Genomic DNA, 17,084 nt, shown 5'->3' with positions numbered 1-17,084 from the left:
GGAGGAGGCCTCAGGGGCGGAACGGGGGCGCCTCGCGGAGGAGGCCTCAGGGGCGGAACGGCAGCCGCTTCGCGGGGGCCTCAGGGTCGGAGCAGGTCCACCTTCACGTCCGCCGGGAAGCCGGTCGTGGGGCCGACGCGCCGGGCGAACTCGGTCACGGCCTCCAACTGCGGGCCGCCGAAGCGGAAGTCGAGCGTCGTGAAGTACTGCTCCAGGGTCCGCTCGTCGAAGGCCTCCCAGCGGGCGGCCTGTTCGGCGACCTTGCCGACCTCGTCCAGGGAGAGGTTGCGGGAGGCGAGGAAGGCCTCGTGGACCTGGCGGGTGATCTCCGGCTCGCGTGCGAGGTAGTCGCGGCGGGCGGCCCACACGGCGAAGACGAACGGCAGGCCGGTCCACTCCTTCCACAGCGCCCCGAGGTCGTGCACCTGGAGCCCGTACCGGGGGCCGTCCAGCAGGTTGGCCCGCAGCGCCGCGTCGCCGATGAGGACGGCCGCCTCCGCCTCCTGCATCATCAGGCTGAGGTCGGGCGGGCAGGTGTAGTAGTCGGGCCGGACGCCGTAGCGGTCGGAGAGCAGCAGCTGCGCGAGGCGCACGGAGGTGCGCGAGGTCGAGCCGAGCGCGACCCGGGCGCCGTCCAGCCGGTCCAGCGGGACCTGGGAGACGATCACGCAGGACATCACCGGGCCGTCGCAGCCGACGGCGATGTCGGGGAAGGCGACCAGGTCGTCGGCGTTCTTCAGGAACTCGACGAGGGTGACGGGGCCGATGTCCAGTTCTCCCGCGACCAGCCGCTCGCTGAGCTTCTCCGGGGTGTCCTTGGTCAGTTCGAAGTCGAGGAGCGTGCCGGTTCTCGCGAGCCCCCAGTACAGGGGCAGGCAGTTCAGGAACTGGATGTGGCCGACGCGCGGCCGGGTGCGAGAATTGTCCACATCGCGAGACTAGACCCCGTCCGGTACGCTCCGATCTCCGGCCCCCGGGTCAACGCCTTCACCGGATCTTCAAACATCCGGGTGACGTGATCTTGACCTCTATTGCTTTCGGGTGCCCGCGTGCTAGGCTCGCCGCAAGTTGCAGTTTGGTTTCCCTTGCAGTACAGAGCCTGCGGAGCATGTAACCGCGGGCTCTCGTCGTTTTCAGACGTATGCAGTTGTGCGGCACTTGCTTTCACGCTTGCAGGGTTCTGGAGCAGGGCAACCCTTTGGGCCCAAGGAGGGCTTATGGCTACCGGAACCGTGAAGTGGTTCAACGCCGAAAAGGGCTTTGGCTTCATCGCCCAGGAGGGCGGCGGCCCCGACGTCTTCGTCCACTACTCCGCGATCAACGCGCAGGGTTTCCGTTCCCTCGAGGAGAACCAGCAGGTCTCCTTCGACGTGACCCAGGGTCCGAAGGGCCCGCAGGCGGAGAACGTCACCCCCGTCTGATCGTCACACCCGTGAGATCGCAAGTCTGAGAGCAGTACCCAAGGAGCCCCGTGCCGCAAGGCAACGGGGCTCCTGCCTTTTCCCGCCCCTTCCGCCGTCCGGCGCCCGGATCTTCTACGTTCAGGTGAATTCCCGGCGAATTTCCCCGCCTGTCACACATGCTGCATCACGAGCACGAACGTCGTGCCCGGCACCAACGCCTCGTACGAGTGCGGCACATCGCCCCGGTACGTCATGTAGTCGCCGGGTTCCAGCTCCACCGTCTCCCCGGCCGGCCCCGCCTTCACCCGTCCGGTGCTCACGATCAGGTGCTCCACCGTGCCCGGGATGTGCGGCTCCGAGGCCCGAACGGCCCCCGGCTCGGCCCGCAGGTGGTAGAGGTCGCGCCGGGCACCCGGCGGGCTGGCCGACAGCAGGGTCGCCACGTACGGCGCCTGCTCCGAGGCGACCGTCGGGCCCTCCCCGGCGCGGATCACCTGGACGGCGGACACCGGCGGCTCGACCAGCGCGCTGAACGGCACCCCCAGCGCCACGCCCAGCGCCCAGATGGTCTCCATGCTCGGATTGCCGCCCGCCGCCTCCAGTTGGGACAGCGTGGACTTGGCGATGCCGGCCCGTTTGGCCAGCTCGGAGAGGGAGAGCCCGGCGCGGGTGCGTTCGCGCCGCAGGGAGGCGGCGATCCAGTCGAGGGGCAGGCGGGCGGGGACGTCGGACATGCCGTTCGCTCCGTCGGTACGTTCGTTCGCCTTGACGAACACCAGTGGGTCTGTTCATTGTAGAAAACATGCGTTCGCTCCTCCGGACTCAGTCGTTCGGGTCATTGGTCCGTGACAGTTCCCTCGTCTGGGCGGCGAGCGGGGTCGTCGGCGTCTCGTTCGGCGCGCTCTCCGTCGCCGGAGGGCTGCCGGTCTGGGTGCCGGTGGTGATGTCGCTGGTGGTGTACGCGGGTTCGGCGCAGTTCAGCGCGGTCGGGGTGCTGCTGGCCGGGGGCGGCCCGTTCGCCGCGGCGGCCACCGGTCTGCTCCTCAACACCCGGGCGGCCGCGTTCAGCCTCGCCGTCGCCGACCTGCTCGGCCCCGGCCGTGCGACGCGTCTGCTGGGCGCGCACCTGGTGGCGGACGAGACCGTGGCCTTCGCCCTGGCCCAGCCGGATCCGGCGCGCCGCCGCGCCGCCTTCTGGGTGTCCGGTCTCGGCCTGTTCGCCGTGTGGAACCTGGGCGTCCTCGCCGGGGCGCTCGTGGGCACCGCGCTCGGCGACATCACCGTCTACGGCCTGGACGCCGCCTTCCCCGCCGTCCTGGTGGCCCTGGTCCTCCCGTCCCTCCGCGCGAGCCGCCCCCTGCGGCGCCCGGCCGCCCTCGGCGCCCTGATCGCCCTCGCGGCGACCCCCTTCGTCCCGGCCGGGGTGCCGGTGCTGCTGGCGCTCGCCGGGCTGTTCCTGTACGGCCGTGAGGGGGCCGCCGTATGAGTGCGTCGGTCGTCGCGGTGATCGCGGTGCTGGCGGTGGGGACGTACGCCTTCCGGCTGGTCGGGCCCGCGCTGCACGGGCGGGTCGAACTGCCCGCGCGGGTGCGGGAGCTGCTGTCGGCGGGGGCCGTGGTGCTGCTGGTTGCGCTGCTGGCGACGGGCGCGCTGACCGAGGGCGGGGGCTTCGCCGGGTGGGCGCGGCCGGCCGGGGTGCTGGTGGGCGCCGTACTGGCGTGGAAGCGGGCGCCGTTCCCGGCGGTGGTGCTGGGGGCGGCGGTGGCGACGGCCGGGCTGCGGGCGGTCGGGGTCGCGTAGCGGCCGTAGCGGCCGTAGCGGCCGTTCTCGGAGTGGCTTTGTCGGCGGGGGGCGGCCAGGGGGCCCGTTCGGGCCGTGGGGTGGGCCGGTGGTCCCGCCGACGGCCGCCCCGTCAGAGGGTCATTTCACGCCCTTGATCGGCAGGATGAGCAGGGCGCCGAGCACGGCCGCGGCGGTGCCGGCCAGGAAGAGCGTGGTGAAGTTCTGCGGGTTCGACGCGGTCGCGCCGAGGGCGAGCAGGGCTGGCGCCACGGCGGGGACGATCGACGTCGGCAGCGAGTTCGCGAGATTCATGAGGCCGAGGTCCTTCGCGGGATTGTCCGGGTCCGGCAGCACGTCGAGGACGAGCGCGTAGTCGACGGCGAAGTAGACGCCCTGGCCGATGCCGATGACGGCCACGGCGAGGAGGAACATCGGATAGGTCGTGGCGATCGCCGTGATGCCGAGGCCGATCGCGAACACGGTCGCCGACGCGATGACGAAGGGCTTGCGGCGACCGACCATGTCCGAGAACTTGCCGAGCAGCGGCGCGAACGTGAGCGAGAGCCCTGTGGAGAGGAGCGACGCCACGAAGACCGAGGTACCGACCGTGGCGGGGTCGATGTGGTGCACCATGATCAGGTAGAACGCCTGGTACCCGTTGACGGCGGCGACACCGAAGAAGATCATCAGGCGGCTGAACCAGGCCCAGCCGTACGCCGGGTGCCGCACCGGGTTCACCCAGAACGTGCCGAGGAACTCGCGCAGCGAGAAGTCGGGGCGCTCGTCGCGGGAGAGCCGCCGATCGCGTGCCGTCAGGGCGAGGGCGACCACCGCGACCACCGCCATGCCGGCGGGCAGGAAGATCATCGCGGCGAGGTCCGGCTGTACGAGCTGCGCGACGAACAGACCGAGGACGGCGCCGACCGGCGCGCCCAGTCCGAGCACGGCCGACGGCAGCCCTCGCTCCGCCGGGGGGAACTGGTCGGGCACGAGCGCGGTGCACGCGACGAGCGCGGAGACGGAGCCGAGCGTCGTGAGGATGTACCCGGCGGTGAGCGTGCGCACGTCGACCGCAGCCACCGTCACGACGGCGCCGAGTGCGATCAGCACCGCACCCGCGAAGAGGTACGGCCGGCGCCGTCCCAGCCGCGACAGGCTGCGGTCGCTCAGACGCCCCACCACGGGGTACCCGACGACGGAGAACACGCTGCCGACGCCGACGACGACGGACAGCACCGTGGTGGCGCCCTGCGCGTCGATCTCCGTGGCTTTGAGGGACAGGGTCAGGATGGTGTTCGAGAGCAGGACGCCGTAGACGGTCGCGACGGCGGCGGCGAGCAGGAGGAGGAAGGCCGGGCGGGGTCTTGCGGCCTTCTCGGCGGACGTGCTGGGCACGACCTGGACAGCGCGGGACATCGTGTTCTCCTTCGAACAGGGGTGGCGCGTGTCGGGATCGGGGAGCCGGTTCGGTGCCGCGGTCGGTGCGGACCTGAGCTCGATCGATGGCGGGGTGGACGAGGGGGCGCGCGTTCTCGCGGGCGAGTCGTCGGGGTGGGGAAGGCGCGGTGGGGAAGGCGAGGTGAGGAAGGCGAGGTGGTCGGCGCCGTGGGACGCGGTCGGGAGGATGCCGTGCCCTCCGTCGCGGGCCCACAGGGGTACGTCGAGCTGCCCTCAGGGCCCTGGGACGTTCCCGGGACCCCGAAGGTCGCACCGTCCGTGGCAGTCCTCGTCGCCGTGACCGGACCACACCGTCAGGAGCGGTCCGTCGGCCACGCGACGTGAGAAGGGACTAGACGCGTGAGAAGGGACTAGACGCGCGAGAAGGGACTAGACGTGTTCCGCTCCTTCGTCGGCACGGTCCCGGGCGCGTTCCTCGACACGGTCCCAGGCGCGCTCGGTCGTTCCCGGTCCCAGCGGCACGGTCTCACCCGCGACGACGAGGGTGGCCTCGACGCCGAAGGGCACGGTCACCCGGACGGTCACGGTCCCTTGGGCGCGTCGCCAGACCACCGCGATCTCGCCGTAGGGCGTGCCGACCGCGGCGTCGACGCGGGTCACGCCCGCGTCGAGGTCGGGCTCGATGCGCACTCGGCGGTACCCGGGCGCCGTGGGGGTGATGCCGGCGACCCGGCGGAAGAGCCAGTCGTCCACGCAGCCGAACGCGTAGTGGTTGAAGGACATCGCGCGGATGGTGCCGTCGGGAGCGATCGCGTCCCAGGTCTCCCAGATCGTCGTCGCACCGCGGTCGACCTGGGACAGCCAGGAGGGCGCCTCGCTCTGCCACTGCACGGCGCGGGCGAGATCGCGGTGTCCGGTGTCCCACAGCGCGTCGAGGAGGTACGGCATGGAGAGGAAGCCCGTGTCGAGGCGGCTGCCGCGTTCACGCACCAGCTCGGCGAGCCGGTCGCCCGCCGCCTCCCGCAGGTCGTCGGGGATCGTGCCGAGGCCCAGCGCGAGGGCGTACATGCCCTGAAGTCGTACGGGGAGCCCACCGTCCGCGGAGACGTACTCCGCGGCGAACGCTTCCCGCACGCGCGCGGCACGTGCGGCGAGTCCGGCCGCCTCCGGCCGGTTCAGGACCTCCGCCATCCGCGACGCCAGGGTCAGGGTGTGCGCCTGGAACATCGGCGCGACCAGTTCGGAGGTGAGCGCCGGAGCGATGCCGATCGCCTCGTGCGTCGGTCGCCCCTCCATCGTGCTCGGCGTGAGCCAGTCCCCGAAGTGTTCGCCCGTGTTGTACAGAAGCGCCTGCCGGGCGCGTCGCTCGGGCGACAGGTCCCCGGCGGCGAGCGTGGCGGGCAGTTCGTCGGCCGCGGTCCGTGTCTGGAAGCCGATCCAGGCGAGGACGGCGTCGTAGTTGTCCTCCAGGACCCGGACGTCGCCGTACCGCTCGTAGAGCGTCCACGGCACGATCGCGATCGCGTCGCTCCACCCGGCGGCGGCGACGATCCCGCCGAGGCCGGTGGCCTTCTCCGCGGCCTCGGCGTCGAAGGGGGAGTAGGGCGACGTGATGGTGACGCGTCCGTCGGAGCGCTGGTCGGAGCGCAGGTTGTCGAGCCAGCGCGAGACGAACGGTGCGACGAGCGCGTTGTTCGCCGCCGCGGGTGCGAACACCTGGAGGTCGCCCGTCCATCCCGCGCGCTCGCGCTGCGGGCAGTCGGTGGGTATGGAGAGGAAGTTGGCGCGCTGGCTCCACACGACGTTCTCGTGCAGGCGGTTCAGTCGGGCGTCGGAGGTCGAGAAGCGGCCGGTCTGCTCCAGGTCGCTCGACAGGACGACGGCGACGACGTCCTCCGGGCGCAGCTCGTCGACGCCGCGGACACGCGCGTACCGGAAGCCGTGGAAGGTGAACTCGGGTTCCCACTCCGCTTCCTCGCCGTCGGCGACGAAGACGTCGGTCTGTTCCTTGTTGATGCCGGCGATGTTGACGAACCAGGAGCCGTCGGAGTCCAGCGTCTCCGTGTGCTCGACGACGACGCGGCTGCCCGCCGGCAGTGCCGGCAGCGTCAGGCGCACGCGGCCGGCGATCACCTGGCCGAAGTCGGCGATCCACCCGTCCGGCGTGGCGCGGACGGTGCGCGCCGGGACCTCCTGGACGCGGCGGACGGGCTCGCCCCGGAACGGCACGAGGGCACGGGCGTCCACGCCGCGTTGGACCACGGGCGTCCACGCCCTGTCGTCGAAGCCGGGTTCCCGCCATCCGTCGGGGAGCGCGCGGGCGTCGTAGCACTCTCCGACGAAGAGGTCCGTGTACCGCCACGGACCCGTGCCGCTGCGCACGTCGGTGGCGCCCGGCCGGATGACGCGGGTGCGGCCGTCGGCGAACGCCGCGTGCAGCTCCCACGTCACGGAGGTGCGGTCGCCGAACTGCGCGCTCGAACCCGTGAGCCCGATGCGCCCCGCCCACCACCCGTCGGCGAGGGCGACCGCGAGCACGTTCTCACCGGCGGTCAGCTGCCGCGTGACGTCGTACGTCTGGACGCTGATGCGGTGTGCGTAGCTGTCGAAGCCCGGCGCGAGCACCTCGTCCCCGACGCGTTCGCCGCCCAGCCAGGCCGTGTACACGCCCCGTGCCGTCATGTGCAGGCGGGCACGGACGGGAGCCTCGTCGAGGACGAACGCCTGGCGCAGCAGGTTCGCGGGCCGCAGGCGCTCCTCCACCGGCGCCGTCGGGCCGCCGCCTCGGATCCAGTCGAGGAGCGACCAGCGCTCGACGACGGCGGAGACCTGCACGGGCTCGACCCACGGAGCGCTCCACGCGTCCAGGTCGGGGGCCGTGCCGAAGGTCGAACCGCCATCGAGCACGCTGTCCCGCGACCAGCTCTCGACCCGCCAGTCGAAGTCGGCGCCGGCCGCGAGCGGCGTGCCGGCGTACGCGACGAGCGACGTCTCGGAGCTGTCGACGCGACCGGAGTCCCACGTCACGGAGCCCGAGGCATCCGTCACGACGAGGCGGTACGCCGTCTGCGCGTGGTCGGCGATCCACGAGAAGCGCGGGGAGACGGCACCCACCGCGAGGGGGCGGCACAGGTGCTCGACGCGCAGGTCCCGGCAGCTTCGCTGGGTCATGGATGCTCCTTCGCTGCACCGGGTCGTCCCGGCGCTCCGCGAACATAGGTCACCAAAACCTAGGGTGCAAGGTTTTCGTCAAAGGTCGGTCGACCGCCGTACATCCATGCCCCATGCGGGGGCAGCCACCGAGAGTGCCGTGACGGAGGCCACATCCACTCGGTCGACGGTCGGCGGTCGACACCGGCGCGTTGACCATCACTTGACCGGCCCTTGGGGTCGACTTTCCGCCGTCGATATCAAGCCATGACAGTGGGTCCTCCGTGAGAGACGAATCACGACTCCGGTAGGTATGACCGAGGTAATCCTCGGTTAAGTTAGGGCAGCCTCACCATGCCGGACGGGCCGCCGTTCGGCGTCCGCGCCGTTCTCCCCCGCTGCCCTGGAGCCCTGATGCGAGCCGTCCGCCTCTCCGTCGTCACCGCCGCCGCCACCGCGGCGGCCCTGGCCACCGTCACGGGCTGTACCCAGAAGGCCGACGCCGAGGGCAGTGGCGTCATCCAGGTCACCGCCGCCGATTCGACGTGCACCACCTCCACGAAGTCCGTTCCGGCCGGGCAGGTCACCCTCCAGATCCAGAACAAGGGCTCCAAGGCGACCGAGGTCGAGATCCTCTTCCCGGACGACCGGATCGTGTCGGAGAAGGAGAACATCGGCCCCGGCACCAAGTACACGCTGACCGCCGAGGTCAAGGCCGGCTCGTACGAGATCGCCTGCCGTCCGGGCATGAAGGGCGACGGCGTACGGCAGAAGCTGACCGTCACCGGTGGCACGGTCGCCCAGCGCGACCCCCAGCTGGACACGGCCGTCGCCGCCTACCGCAAGTACGCGCAGGAGCAGGCCGACGCCACGCTGCCCGAGGTCGAGACGTTCGCTCAGGCGATCAAGGACGGCGACCTGGCCGCCGCGAAGAAGGCGTACGCGCCCTCCCGCATCGGCTGGGAGCGCACCGAGCCGGTCGCCGAGTCCTTCGGCGACATCGACCCCAAGGTCGACACCCGCGCCGACGGTCTGGAAGAGGGCCAGGAGTGGACCGGCTGGCACCGGCTGGAGAAGGCCCTGTGGCAGGACAAGAAGATCGGCGCCGCCGAGAAGACCCTCGCCGACCAGCTGGTGACCGACCTGGAGGACTGGCAGAACCGGGTCGGCAAGGCCGAGATCACCCCGACCTCCATGGCCAACGGCGCCAAGGAGCTCCTCGACGAGGTCGCCACCGGAAAGGTCACCGGTGAGGAGGACCGCTACTCGCACACCGACCTGGTCGACTTCAAGGCCAACGTCGAGGGCGCGCAGAAGGCGTACGAGCTGCTCAAGCCCGTCGCCAAGAAGAACGACACCGCGCTGACCACCGAGCTGGACAAGCAGTTCGCCACGCTGACCGCCCTGCTCGACCAGTACCGCCCGAGCACGAGCTCGTACGACTTCACCTCCTACGACAAGGTCGGCGCGGACGACCGCAAGGAGCTGTCGGACGCGGTCAACGCGCTCGCCGAGCCGCTGTCCAAGCTGGCCGCCGCCGTCGTGAAGTAGCGGGACCGAGGCGACCTGAGGAACGGACCGCGGCCATGACGCACAGCCAGGACGGGCAGAGCAGCCAGGACAGCGTGGACAGCGAGGAGCCCCGCGTCCGCCAGGACGGCCGGGACCGTGAGGACGGGCCGCCCGGAGCCGAAGGCCCGGCCGTCTCCGGGCCGGTGCGGGCCGAGGCGGCGCCCACCCGCCGCGCGCTCATCGGCTGGGGCGGTGCCGGCCTCGCGCTCGGTGCCGCCGCGGCCGGCGGCGCGGCGGTCGTGGCCCGCGCCGGTGACGACGGCGACCCGGCCGACACCGGCGGCCCGGCCGCCTTCCACGGCACGCACCAGGCGGGGATCGCCACCGCGGTGCAGGACCGGCTGCATTTCGCCGCGTTCGACGTGAAGACCGAGGACCGCGCGGAGTTCGTGCGGTTGCTCAAGGACTGGACGGCGGCCGCGCGGCGGATGACGGCCGGCGAGGCGGTCGGTGACGGCGCCTACGGCGGACTCGCCGAGGCGCCGCCGGACGACACCGGCGAGGCGCTGGGTCTCAGCCCGTCCCGGCTGACGCTGACCCTCGGCTTCGGCCCCTCCCTCTTCGAGCGGTTCGACCTCGCCGGCAAGCGGCCCGGGGCCCTCGTCGACCTGCCCAGGTTCCCCGGCGACAACCTGGAGAAGTCCCGCACCGGCGGCGACCTGTGCGTCCAGGCGTGCGCCGACGACCCGCAGGTCGCCGTGCACGCCATCCGCAACCTGGCCCGCATCGGCTTCGGCAAGGTCGCCGTCCGCTGGTCCCAGCTCGGCTTCGGCAAGACCTCGTCGACGACCCCCGACGCCCAGACCCCCCGCAACCTGTTCGGGTTCAAGGACGGGACGCGCAACATCGCGGGGACCGAGACGGCCCGGCTGAAGAAGTACGTGTGGGTCGGCGACGGGGACGGCGGCGCGCACGACGGCTGGATGGCGGGCGGCTCGTACCTGGTCGCCCGGCGCATCCGGATGAACATCGAGGTCTGGGACCGTACGTCGTTGCAGGAGCAGGAGGACGTCTTCGGCCGCGACAAGGGCGAGGGCGCGCCGGTCGGCAAGGCCGGGGAGCACGACGCCCCGTTCCTGAAGGCGATGAAACCCGACGCGCACGTGCGGCTCGCCCACCCCGACTCCAACGACGGCATCACCATCCTGCGCCGGGGCTACTCCTTCACCGACGGCACCGACGGCCTCGGACGGCTGGACGCCGGTCTGTTCTTCCTGGCCTACCAGCGCGACCCGCGCAAGGGCTTCATCCCGCTTCAGCGCCGGCTCTCGGCGTCCGACGCGCTCAACGAGTACATCCAGCACGTGGGTTCGGCGGTCTTCGCGATCCCGCCCGGCGTTCGCGACGCGAGCGACTGGTGGGGCCGGACGCTGTTCTCCGAGGAGGCGTAGATCCGTGTTCTCCAACTACCTGATCGGTCTGCGCGAGGGGCTGGAGGCCAGCCTCGTCGTCTGCATCCTGGTCGCCTACCTGGTCAAGACCGGCCGCCGGGACGCCCTGCGGCCGATCTGGACGGGCATCGGCATCGCGATCGCCCTCGCCCTCGGCTTCGGCTGCGTCCTGGAGTACGGCTCCCAGGAGCTGACGTTCCAGGCGCAGGAGGCGCTCGGCGGCTCGCTGTCGATCGTCGCGGTGGGCCTGGTGACGTGGATGGTCTTCTGGATGCGGCGCACCGCCCGCCATCTGCGGACCGAGCTGCACGGCAAGCTGGACGCGGCCCTGGTGATGGGCACCGGCGCGCTGGTCGCGACCGCCTTCCTCGCGGTGGGCCGGGAGGGCCTGGAGACCGCGCTGTTCGTGTGGGCGTCGGTGCACGCGGCCGGTGACGGCACCCCGCGCCCGCTGATCGGCGTCGCCCTGGGCCTGGCCACCGCCGTCCTGCTGGGCTGGCTGTTCTACCGGGGCGCGCTGAAGATCAACCTCTCCAAGTTCTTCACCTGGACCGGCGGGATGCTCGTCGTGGTCGCGGCGGGCGTGCTCGCGTACGGCGTCCACGACCTCCAGGAGGCCGACATCGTCCCCGGCCTGACCAGCGTGGCCTTCGACATCAGCGGCACGATCCCGCCGGACAGCTGGTACGGCACCCTGCTCAAGGGCGTCCTCAACTTCCAGCCCGACCCCACGGTCCTCCAGTGCACGGCGTGGCTCGTGTACCTGGTCCCGACGCTCGCGCTGTTCCTCGCCCCGGTCGGCTTCGCCTCCGGGAGGGGGAAGGCACAGGCCTCCGACGCCCAGGCAGCACCCCAGGCCTCGGAGGCTCCGCAGGCCTGAGCACCCGTTCAGCTGAGGGGGAGCTCCGCCCACACCGTCTTGCCGGTCTCCCGCTCGGTGACGCCCCACGTCCGGGCCAGGACGGCGACCAGGACGAGGCCCCTGCCGCCCTCCGCTTCCTCGGAGCCCGGCACGATCCGCAGGCCCCGGTCCGCCCGCTCGTCGCTCACCTCCACCCGCAGCACGCCTTCCGGGAGCAGCAGGAGCCGTAGACCGAAGTCCCGTCCCTGCACCCGGCCGTGCGTGACGGCGTTGGCGGCCAGCTCCGCGACCACGTGCTGGGCGTTCTCGCTCACCTCCGTGTCGTGCGGGTGGCCCCAGGCGTCGAGCTGCTGCACCGTGAGCCGCCGGGCCAGGCGGGCCCCGCGTGGTGTGGAGCTGAGCCGCAGGGTCAGTTCGCCGAGAGGGATGGAGATCTGGGGGGAGATTCTGCTGTTCACCTCACCGAGCCTGGCCGGTTGTATCTACGCTGGCCAGGGGCGACCTGGCGACTCTCCGTAGCGGTACGGCTACGGTCGCGCGGGCGTACGTGGTGTCGGCGTGACCAGCGAGACGGAAGGCGGAGTGGCGTGACGGACGAACGCGAGCGGCGGCCGGAGACACCGGCGGAGGCCGACGGGACGACGGGACTGTTCACCGCCCTCGGCAAGATGCTGAAGCGGCTGCGCGAGCGGAAGGGGCTGACGCAGAAGGAGTTCGGGCAGTTGGTGGGGTACGGGCCCGACGCCATCTCCTCCATGGAGCGCGGGGTACGGCTCATCCGGCCGGAGGTGCTGGAGAAGGCGGACGAACTGCTGGACGCCGGGGGCATGCTCGCGGACGCCATTCCCGAGGTGCGGGAGGCGGTGGGCAAGGTTCGGACTCGGCATCCGGAGTGGTACCGGAGCTACGCAGCCTTGGAGGCTGAGGCACGAGAGCTGCACTTCTACGCCAATCAAGGCGTGCCAGGCCTGTTGCAGACCGAGGACTACGCGCGGGCGGTGTTCTCCCGTCGACGGCCGCTCCTCGACGAGGAGACCATCGAGAAGCGCATCGCGGACCGACTGTCACGCCAGCAGCTCCTCGACAAGTGGCCCGCACCGATGTGCAGTTTCGTCCTGGAAGAAGTCATCCTGGATCGGCCGATCGGAGGCCGGGCCGTCCGCGAGGCCCAGTTGCAGCAGTTGTTCCGCATCAGCGGATTGCGGAACGTAGAGCTCCAGGTGATGCCGACCGGTATCGCGGATCACCCCAACATGGACGGTGGATTCAACCTGCTGACCCCGAAGAAACACCCTCAGGTGGCGTACACGGAGGTACAGGGTTACCCCCGTCTGATCACCGACCCGGAAGAGGTCCGGACGATCGTTGACCGCTATGGGATCATGCGGGCGATGGCACTCGCGCCCACGGAGTCCCGGGCACTGATCGAAAAGAAGCTGGGGGAGTTGTGAGCAGCCAAGAACTCAACTGGTTCAAGTCCAGCCACAGCGGCGGCGAGGGCGGCGAATGCCTGGAAGCCGCCTACACCTGGCGCAAGTCGACGTACAGCGATGGCGAAGGCGGCGAATGCCTCGAAGTGGCCGACTGCCCCCACACCATCCACATCCGCGACTCCAAGAGCCCCGACGGGCCCCACCTCACCCTCTCCCCCCTCTCCTGGGCTGCGTTCACATCCACCCTCGGGGGCGGCACCTCCCCGGAAGGAGACCCGGCAGCAGCCGTTCACACGTGAACCCCACTGCACCACACCTCCCCACCGGCCGGGCCGCAGCCGCTGAGCCTGGACGGCGTGCCGCCACGTTGCAGACGCGCCCCCGTCACCGGCTCACCCCACGACGTACGTAAGGGGCGGCCGACCCCGGCCCCCGCCTCTCCCGGCCGCCCGCTCGCTTCTCTCCCGTGCCGGAACGAGCCGAGTCAAGGGTCGGCCGCAGGCCGATCGGCGCAGCCGACGCGGAGCGCCCTTTACTCGGCTCGTGGAGGCACGACACTGGCCGGGAAGCGGGCGGCCCCGACGGCCACGTCGTCAGCAGGGGGGCAGAATCCAGGTGCCCCGGGCCTTCCCGCCCGAGCGCATCACCGCGGGTACAACCCCTCCACCTCCACGGCGAAGTCCCGCATGATCGCCTCACGCCGTAGCTTCATCGACGGCGTGAGGTGGCCCCCGGCCTCCGTGAAGTCGTGCGGGAGGACGGCGAAGCGGCGGATCGACTCGGGGCGGGACACCAGCTTGTTCGCCTCGTCGATCGCCCGCTGGAGCACGGCCTCCAACTCCTCGTCGCCGATCAGCAGCTTCGCCGGGACGGGGTGCTTGCCGTTCATCTGGCGCCAGTGGGTGAGGCCGTCGGGGTCGAGGGTGAGCAGGGCGGAGACGTAGGGGCGGCCGTCGCCGAGGACCATGGCCTGGGAGATCAGGGGGTGGGAGCGCAGCCAGTTCTCCAGCGGGGCGGGGGCGACGCTCTTGCCGCCCGCCGTGATGAGCATCTCCTTCTTGCGGCCGGTGATGGTCAGGTAGCCCTCGTCGTCGAGTTCGCCGAGGTCGCCGGTGGCGAGCCAGCCGTCGGGGGCGGCGGGGACGACTCCGCCGGCCGCCGGGTCCCAGTAGCCGCGCAGGACGTGGCCGCCGGCGATGAGGATCTCGCCGTCGGAGGCGATGCGGATCTTCGTGCCGGGCAGGGGCCAGCCCACGGTGCCCAGGCGGGGTTTCTGCGGCGGGGTGACCGTGGAGGCGCCCGTGGTCTCGGTCAGGCCGTAGCCCTCGTAGATCTCGATGCCGGCGCCCAGGTAGAACGCGCCCAGGCGGCGGCCGAGCGGGGAGCCGCCGCAGATGGCGTGGCGGACGCGGCCGCCCATGGCGTTGCGGATGCGGCGGTAGACCAGCGGGTCGTAGAAGGAGCGGGCCGCGCGGAGGGTGGCGCCGGGGCCGTGTCCGGTGCCGGTCTTCTGGGCCTCGACGGCCTCGCCGTAGCGGACGGCCGTGTTCACGGCGCGGTCGAAGGAGGTGAGCCGGCCGCCCGCCTCCGCCTTCGCGCGGGCCGTGTTGAAGACCTTCTCCAGCATGTACGGGATCGCCAGGAGGCAGGTGGGCTTGAACGCGGCCATGTCCGGGAGGAGTTCGGCGGGTTTCAGGCTCGGGGCGTGGCCGAGGCGGACGCGGGCGCGGACGCAGGCGACGGCGACCATCCGGCCGAAGACGTGCGACATCGGCAGGAAGAGGAGGACGGAGAGGTCGTCGGTGGACGACTTGAAGACCGGGTAGAGGAGTTCGATCGCGTTGTCGACCTCGGCGAGGAAGTTGCCGTGGGTGAGCGCGCAGCCCTTGGGCCGGCCGGTGGTGCCGGAGGTGTAGATGAGGGTGGCGAGGGTGTCGGGGCCGAGGACGCCCCGGCGGACGTCGACCTCGGCGTCGGGGACCTGGCCGCCGATCTCGGCGAGGGTCTCGACGTGGCCCTTCTCCATCACCCACACGTGGCGCAGGTCGGGCAGCCGGTCGCGTTCGGGGCCGATGGCGGCGGCCTGGCCGAGGGTCTCCGTGATCAGGGCGACGGCGCCGGAGTCCTGGAGGATCCAGCGGGTCTGGAAGACGGAGGAGGTGGGGTAGACGGGCACGGTGACCAGGCCGGCGGCCCAGGCGGCGAAGTCGAGCAGCGTCCACTCGTACCGGGTCCGGGCCATGACGGCGATCCGGTCGCCCGGCACCAGGCCCTCGGCTATCAGCCCCTTCGCGACGGCGTGCACCTGCGCCGCGAACCTCTCGGCCGTCACGTCCGTCCACCGGTCGCCGTCCTGTCCCCGGCGGCTGAGGACCACCGTGTGCGGGGCCGCGTCCGCGTTCTCGAAGGGCAGGTCGGCGAGCGACCCGTGGGTCACCGGGCGCGCGAAGGCCGGTACGGCCGCCTCCCGCACGACGCCGTCCAGCCGCCGCGTCTCGGGCGCCACCAGGGCGGGCGGAGCGTCGTCGTAATCGCTGGAACGGGTGTACGGGGTGGACACGGGCGGCTCCCTGGGCGCGCAGCGACGGGAACCGCCCCTGCATGACGTACGGCCTCGCGCACCGAGGCGTCGACCGGTCGCTCCCCGGAACTGAGGGATCACGCCCGGTCAGGATGGAGATCGTACGGCGTTGTCGTGTGGAGGCTGTGCGGGTTCGAAGGTGTTCCGGAGTCGGGGCTGTGCATCCTCGGCGGTTATCTGACTTACCCTCAAGTATGCAGGTCAGGGGCGTTCCAGGACAGCCGTCACCCCCTGGCCGCCCGCCGCGCACACCGAGATCAGCCCGCGTGCGGGGCCCTCGCGTCCGGCGAGCAGCTTCGCGAGGGTGGCGACGATCCGGGCGCCGGTCGCCGCGAAGGGGTGGCCGGTCGCGAGGGACGAGCCGGCCACGTTCAGGCGTTCCCGGTCCACCGGCGCCAGCCCCCGCTTCTCCCAGGCCGCCAGCGTGGCCAGCACCTGGGAGGCGAACGCCTCGTGGATCTCGACCAGGTCGAAGTCCTCGATGCCGAGTCCGGCCCGCTCCAGCATGCGCGGCACGGCGTACGCGGGGGCCATCAGCAGTCCGTCCTCGCCGTCGGCGACGTCACCGCGGACGAAGTCCACGGCCGCCGTCTCGTAGGCGGTCAGGTAGGCCAGCGGTTCGAGGCCGCGCGCCTGCGCCCACTCCTCGGAGGCGAGGAGGACCACGGCGGCGCCGTCGGTGAGCGGGGTGGAGTTGCCGGCCGTCATCGTCGGGTCGGGCGCGTCGAGGCCGAACACCGGCTTGAGGCGGGCCAGTTTCTCCACCGTCGAGTCGGGGCGCAGGTTCTGGTCGCGGGCCAGGCCGCGGAAAGGGACGACGAGGTCCTCGAAGAGGCCGCGGTCGTAGGCGGCCGCCAGCCGGCGGTGGCTGGCGGCCGCGAGTTCGTCCTGGGCCGCGCGGCCGATGCCCCAGGCGCGGGCGGTGACCGCCGCGTGCTCGCCCATGGACAGGCCGGTGCGCGGCTCGGCGTTGCGGGGGATGTCGGGGACCAGGTGGGAGGGGCGGACGCGGGCGAGGGCCTTCAGTCGGGCACCGGCCGACTTGGCCCGCCGCGCCTCCAACAGGATGCGGCGCAGGCGGTCGTTGACGCCCAGCGGGGCGTCGCTCGCGGTGTCGGCGCCGCCCGCCACGGCCGAGTCGGTCTGGCCGAGGGCGATCTTGTTGGCGGCGGCGATCACGGCCTGGAGGCCCGTCCCGCAGGCCTGCTGGATGTCGTAGGCCGGGGTGCGCGCGTCCAGCCGCGAGCCGAGGACGGTCTCGCGGGCGAGGTTGAAGTCGCGGCTGTGCTTGAGGACGGCGCCGGCCACCAGCTCGCCCACGGCGCCGGGCCCGTCGAGCCCGTACCGGGCGGCCAGGCCGTCCACCGCCGCCGTGAGCATCTCCTGGTTGGAGGCGGTGGCGTACGGGCCGTCGGAGCGCGCGAACGGGACACGGCTGCCGCCGATGATCGCGACGCGGCGGACCCCCTCCGGCCGTTGCACGGTTGTCATCTCGACCTGCTCCTCACCACT

15 protein-coding genes are annotated in these 17,084 nt (G+C 71.9%); 8 read left to right on the top strand and 7 right to left on the bottom strand.

Annotation, left to right across the window (positions count from 1 at the left end):
* Positions 1-80: 80 nt before the first annotated feature.
* Entirely contained in the window at positions 81-929 is an 849-nt protein-coding gene (locus ACFYWQ_RS05345; RefSeq protein ID WP_389513048.1) for a menaquinone biosynthetic enzyme MqnA/MqnD family protein, read from the bottom strand.
* A 288-nt stretch (positions 930-1,217) separates the two neighbouring features.
* Here ACFYWQ_RS05345 and ACFYWQ_RS05340 point away from each other — a divergent pair, with 288 nt between their 5' ends.
* Positions 1,218-1,421, top strand: coding sequence for a cold-shock protein (locus ACFYWQ_RS05340; RefSeq protein ID WP_003974443.1), 204 nt, complete (start codon positions 1,218-1,220; stop codon positions 1,419-1,421).
* A gap of 152 nt (positions 1,422-1,573) precedes the next feature.
* Here the strand turns inward: ACFYWQ_RS05340 and ACFYWQ_RS05335 are convergent, their stop codons facing one another.
* A complete protein-coding gene (locus ACFYWQ_RS05335; RefSeq protein WP_389513046.1) occupies positions 1,574-2,137 on the bottom strand; it encodes a helix-turn-helix domain-containing protein in 564 nt (187 codons plus the stop codon).
* Positions 2,138-2,205: 68 nt separating this feature from the next.
* On the opposite strand from ACFYWQ_RS05335, the gene ACFYWQ_RS05330 reads away from it, so the two are divergent.
* Both ACFYWQ_RS05330 and ACFYWQ_RS05325 read left to right on the top strand, forming a co-directional pair.
* Positions 2,206-2,889: an AzlC family ABC transporter permease gene (locus ACFYWQ_RS05330; RefSeq protein ID WP_389513044.1), complete on the top strand. Its 684-nt coding sequence runs from the start codon at positions 2,206-2,208 to the stop codon at positions 2,887-2,889.
* Entirely contained in the window at positions 2,886-3,203 is a 318-nt protein-coding gene (locus ACFYWQ_RS05325; RefSeq protein WP_389513042.1) for an AzlD domain-containing protein, read from the top strand. Before ACFYWQ_RS05330 ends, ACFYWQ_RS05325 begins: the two co-directional genes overlap by 4 nt.
* Before the next feature lie 120 nt (positions 3,204-3,323).
* Here the strand turns inward: ACFYWQ_RS05325 and ACFYWQ_RS05320 are convergent, their stop codons facing one another.
* A complete protein-coding gene (locus tag ACFYWQ_RS05320; protein WP_389513040.1) occupies positions 3,324-4,601 on the bottom strand; it encodes an MFS transporter in 1,278 nt (425 codons plus the stop codon).
* A gap of 411 nt (positions 4,602-5,012) precedes the next feature.
* Positions 5,013-7,754 (bottom strand): family 78 glycoside hydrolase catalytic domain, encoded by a 2,742-nt coding sequence (locus tag ACFYWQ_RS05315; protein ID WP_389513038.1) that lies wholly within the window; start codon positions 7,752-7,754, stop codon positions 5,013-5,015.
* 393 nt (positions 7,755-8,147) lie between these two features.
* Between ACFYWQ_RS05315 and efeO the strand changes: the two genes are divergently transcribed.
* Genes efeO through efeU form a run of 3 tightly spaced genes read left to right on the top strand, consistent with a single transcriptional unit; the run spans position 8,148 to position 11,576 of the window.
* Positions 8,148-9,284, top strand: a complete 1,137-nt coding sequence (gene efeO, locus ACFYWQ_RS05310; protein WP_389513036.1) for an iron uptake system protein EfeO — start codon at positions 8,148-8,150, stop codon at positions 9,282-9,284.
* Positions 9,285-9,319: 35 nt separating this feature from the next.
* On the top strand, positions 9,320-10,696 hold the full coding sequence (gene efeB / locus ACFYWQ_RS05305) for an iron uptake transporter deferrochelatase/peroxidase subunit (protein WP_389513034.1): 1,377 nt from the start codon (positions 9,320-9,322) through the stop codon (positions 10,694-10,696).
* Between the two features lie 4 nt (positions 10,697-10,700).
* Complete coding sequence (efeU, locus tag ACFYWQ_RS05300) at positions 10,701-11,576, top strand: iron uptake transporter permease EfeU (protein WP_389513032.1); 876 nt, start codon at positions 10,701-10,703, stop codon at positions 11,574-11,576.
* An 8-nt stretch (positions 11,577-11,584) separates the two neighbouring features.
* Here efeU and ACFYWQ_RS05295 read toward each other — a convergent pair whose 3' ends face one another.
* A complete protein-coding gene (locus ACFYWQ_RS05295) occupies positions 11,585-12,016 on the bottom strand; it encodes an ATP-binding protein (protein WP_389513030.1) in 432 nt (143 codons plus the stop codon).
* A gap of 129 nt (positions 12,017-12,145) precedes the next feature.
* Here ACFYWQ_RS05295 and ACFYWQ_RS05290 point away from each other — a divergent pair, with 129 nt between their 5' ends.
* A complete protein-coding gene (locus ACFYWQ_RS05290; RefSeq protein WP_389513028.1) occupies positions 12,146-13,009 on the top strand; it encodes a helix-turn-helix domain-containing protein in 864 nt (287 codons plus the stop codon).
* On the top strand, positions 13,006-13,290 hold the full coding sequence (locus ACFYWQ_RS05285; protein WP_389513026.1) for a DUF397 domain-containing protein: 285 nt from the start codon (positions 13,006-13,008) through the stop codon (positions 13,288-13,290). The genes ACFYWQ_RS05290 and ACFYWQ_RS05285 overlap by 4 nt, the downstream gene beginning before the upstream one ends.
* Positions 13,291-13,634: 344 nt before the next feature.
* Here ACFYWQ_RS05285 and ACFYWQ_RS05280 read toward each other — a convergent pair whose 3' ends face one another.
* The gene (locus ACFYWQ_RS05280; RefSeq protein ID WP_389513024.1) at positions 13,635-15,551 is read right to left on the bottom strand and encodes an AMP-dependent synthetase/ligase; all 1,917 of its coding nucleotides are present in this window, start codon (positions 15,549-15,551) and stop codon (positions 13,635-13,637) included.
* Between the two features lie 222 nt (positions 15,552-15,773).
* Positions 15,774-17,063 (bottom strand): acetyl-CoA C-acetyltransferase, encoded by a 1,290-nt coding sequence (locus tag ACFYWQ_RS05275; RefSeq protein ID WP_389513022.1) that lies wholly within the window; start codon positions 17,061-17,063, stop codon positions 15,774-15,776.
* Positions 17,064-17,084 lie beyond the last annotated feature (21 nt).

The organism is Streptomyces sp. NPDC003247 (genome assembly GCF_042888135.1).
Taxonomy (GTDB): Bacteria; Actinomycetota; Actinomycetes; order Streptomycetales; family Streptomycetaceae; genus Streptomyces.
This window is presented reverse-complemented; position numbering and strand designations above follow the sequence as displayed.